We start from the raw sequence: 2682 nt of genomic DNA on the forward strand, positions 1-2682 counted from the left end.
TTGGTCTACGCGGTTTCCCGATGCCTGTCGTGGTGCTGAGTTCGTCCCACACTCTCATTCCGAAACCCCCGTCCTTGCAGCCGTATCCAATTGCACGCCACCGATCTTTTCATCAATGATCGAGCCGCTGTGATCATGCCAGATAGATCGTTTCCGTTTTAAGAATCTCTCTACGAGAGATGTTTCAGAGTTTACGCTTGATCCCAGGGCTGAAATGCCCGCTGCGCCAGTGGCTTATCCAAACAGGGTGTGGGCGATACCCCGTGTAAGTGTGGGCGATACCCCGAGCCCCGGCGTGGGCGATACCCCGAGCCTCGCGCGCTCAAGGTCGGTAGACGCCCCGGCGCGGTCGAGGCGGCTTGCCCCGATCCCGGATGAAGGTGACCGTCTCGTGCCCGTCCTTCTTGGCGATGTGGATCGTGTACTCGGGCAGGGTGTCGGCCGCCGCGATCTCGCGCACCGCCCGGCTGAACTCCCTTCTGCTCGAAGTCACCCCGAGGCGGTGGTGCAGCGTGTCGATCCGGTAGTTCCAGACCCCCGGCTGGCGCGCAAGTCCGTGCCCGAGAGCCAGCCGGTACAGCGCTCGTGCGATGCCGCTGGTCAAATCGAAGTAAGACGGGTGGACCGCCAGGATGTCTCGGCGGCGGGTGATCGCGTTGTAGAGCCATGCGGGTAGCTCCACGATCCACGGGCGCGTCGGATCGGCTTCGCCCTGATGGTCTTCGGGTGTCAGGACCGTCGTGTACCTCGTCGGTATCGCGTAGTCTGAGACCCATGAGAACGGGCGTTCGGTGCCCGCGCCATCTTCTGCTCTGACGTTGGTGATGACCGTCGTCATTCGCAGCCTTCTGATCGCCGCAGCAAGTTCGCGGTAGTCCTTGCCTCCCGTACCTCTCCCAATGGTCTTGAGCAGGTTGTATGGCGCGAAGCTCATGCGAGGTGATGTCGAGATTCCGCCCTCGATTGCATCGTTGATATGAGACGCAAGACCGATGATGATGTCCCAATCCCATATGGTCGCGATGCCGAACTTCTCTGGTGCGTAGACATCGATCCTCACTTTGTCATTGACGTAGCTGATCGGCTTAGTTCTACGTTTCTGCAACGATAAAAATGGATGCTCCATCGCATCCCTATTGTCGCGTAGAGGTGGATCAACTGAGGTCGAGACGAATAGATCGCCCTGGTTAATTGCTGCCATCATGCAGCCCACACGCGCCGCCACCACGGCCGTTGCCGCAGTTCGCGCAGTTCGCGCCGAAGCTCGTCCACCTCGTGCCGGTGCCGGTCGAGATCGGCCTCACGAGCCTTGCTGAGCCCGGCGAGGCGCTGGCCGGTGTCCACCAGCGCGGATTGGAGCCGAGCCCGCTCCTCGGCCGCCTGAGCGCGTTCCTGGGCCGCTTCCCGCTGGAGGGCCATCCGCTCGGCGTCGGCTGACGTGATCCGGGCCTGTAGCTCGCTCAGTCGGCCGCGTAGCTCGGCCACCATGGCGTCCGCCACGCGGTCGAGCGCGTCGGCGGAAACCGTGACCGGCACGGTGCCGGTAACCGTGTCGGTCGGGGTGAGGGGCACGGGTTCGGGCCGGGGTACGAGCACGAGGTGCCCGATGTTCCCGTTCGGCTTCGTGGGGATAGTACCGCGCCTGATCCTGTTGCGGATCGCCGTGGGCGTCACGTTCAGACGCCGTGCCGCTTCTGCGACCGAGCACCAGTCCTCATCGAGGGGCGCGGAGGGTGAGGGCACGGTTCGCTCACGGTGAGGGTAACGGGTGAGGGTAACGGTGCGCGCTCATGGTTGACGATTCGTTAACCGGGTCGTGCCGTTGGACAGGCAGCATCATGCCGACACCTCGCGTTCGAGAACACGCCTGACCTGAACTCCCTGCCACGCCGAACCACCTCGCGGCGTCTGAACCTGTCGGGCTTGAAGCTCGCGGGCGATGCCCTTGTAGCTGGTGATGCCGCTGGCCTTGATGTCGTTGATGACGACGAGCAGGTCGTGCGCCGTCTTGTTCGCAATCTCCACGATCTTCCTGGCGGCCCGAGCTTGCCCGGCACCAGCGACGAGCGTGCTCCGGTTCCCGAGAACACGACCACGTGCACGCGCCGCCGCCAGAGCATCGCGTGTTCTCGACGCAATCGCCTTACGCTCGCCCTCTGCAACGACGGCCATGATGCCCACAGTCATCTCGTTGGCGTCGGGCATATCGACCGCGACGAACTTCACGCCGCTATCACGGAGAGTGAGAAGAAATGCAGCATTGCGACTGAGACGATCAAGACGAGCGATACATAAAATTGAACCAGTAACCTTTGCGCGGTGCAGCGCTACCGCGAGTTGAGGGCGGTCGCATTTCTTACCACTCTCAACCTCGACGTACTCAGCGACAAGATCATGCCTGCCGCTGATGTATGACATCACTGCCGCCTTCTGCGCCTCCAGGCCCAGGCCGCTTCTTCCTTGACGAGTTGTCGAGACTCTGTAGAGCGCAACGACCTTGGACATACGGGTACGAATCTTCGTCTGTTGGTTCTGTGATTCGTACCTGCACGATCAAGCTCCGCATATCAAGAGGGGAGAGCTAAATAAAGATACAATCAACATCCAATATCACATGAGAACTACGAACATAATTATCAAGTCGGAAGCAACACTCGAATCACTCCGCTCAAAGCTCACGAT

General features: G+C 61.1%; 3 protein-coding genes. All 3 read right to left on the bottom strand.

Annotated elements, in window-relative coordinates; genetic code table 11:
- Positions 1–322: 322 nt before the first annotated feature.
- Complete coding sequence (locus C1631_RS23050) at positions 323–1204, bottom strand: replication initiator protein A (protein WP_109714457.1); 882 nt, start codon at positions 1202–1204, stop codon at positions 323–325.
- Positions 1201–1674 carry a hypothetical protein gene (locus C1631_RS23885; protein ID WP_123966784.1) on the bottom strand — a complete coding sequence of 158 codons (474 nt, stop codon included), beginning with the start codon at positions 1672–1674 and terminating at the stop codon, positions 1201–1203. Before C1631_RS23885 ends, C1631_RS23050 begins: the two co-directional genes overlap by 4 nt.
- Positions 1675–1836: 162 nt before the next feature.
- On the bottom strand, positions 1837–2505 hold the full coding sequence (locus C1631_RS23060) for a recombinase family protein (RefSeq protein ID WP_109714462.1): 669 nt from the start codon (positions 2503–2505) through the stop codon (positions 1837–1839).
- Between the last annotated feature and the right edge of the window lie 177 nt (positions 2506–2682).

The sequence above is a fragment of the Chryseobacterium phosphatilyticum genome (assembly GCF_002899825.2).
Classification (GTDB): Bacteria; Bacteroidota; Bacteroidia; order Flavobacteriales; family Weeksellaceae; genus Chryseobacterium; species Chryseobacterium phosphatilyticum.